The sequence below is a fragment of the Lamprobacter modestohalophilus genome (genome assembly GCF_016583905.1).
GTDB lineage: Bacteria > Pseudomonadota > Gammaproteobacteria > Chromatiales > Chromatiaceae > Lamprobacter > Lamprobacter modestohalophilus.
Genome location: NZ_NRRY01000204.1, coordinates 1 through 527 on the forward strand (window position 1 = coordinate 1; position 527 = coordinate 527).

The window sequence follows — 527 nt, forward strand, 5'->3', positions numbered from 1 at the left end:
AGTAAAACCATTATCGGTGCCGCTCACCAACAAATAACCTCAGCATGGTGGGATAAACGATATGACTATGAGTTATTCCTGTCAGAACTGGTGTTGCGTGAATGTGCTGGTGGCGATTCTGCCGCCGCTCAAAAACGCTTAGAAGTAGTCAAGAACATTCCACTATTGGTGGCAACAGAAGAAGCATATCAACTGGCAGAGGCGCTTTTGAGAAAAGGGATTATTCCTGCGAAAGCAGCAGAAGATAGCCTGCATATTGCTATCGCAACAGTTCATTCTGTTGATTATTTGCTGACATGGAATTGCAAGCACATTGCAAATCCAGAGTTGCAAAGGAAGATCATGGACTATCTCGATAAACAGGGCCAATTTCTGCCTTTCATTTGCACCCCAGAAGAACTCCTTGGTGAAGAAGATGGCAATTGACGAAATCATAGAAGAAGTTAGATCAAATAGAGAAGCTCATGCTGCAAGGTTTAACCATGACTTGCGCGCAATCTACGAAGATTTAAAGAAATCTGAAAAAG

The 527-nt window shown here is 42.7% G+C and carries 1 protein-coding gene; it reads left to right on the top strand.

Going from position 1 to position 527, the window contains the following annotated elements:
- A partial coding sequence (locus CKO42_RS26885; RefSeq protein WP_200252929.1) for a type II toxin-antitoxin system VapC family toxin occupies positions 1 to 426 on the top strand: 426 nt, incomplete at its 5' end.
- Between the last annotated feature and the right edge of the window lie 101 nt (positions 427 to 527).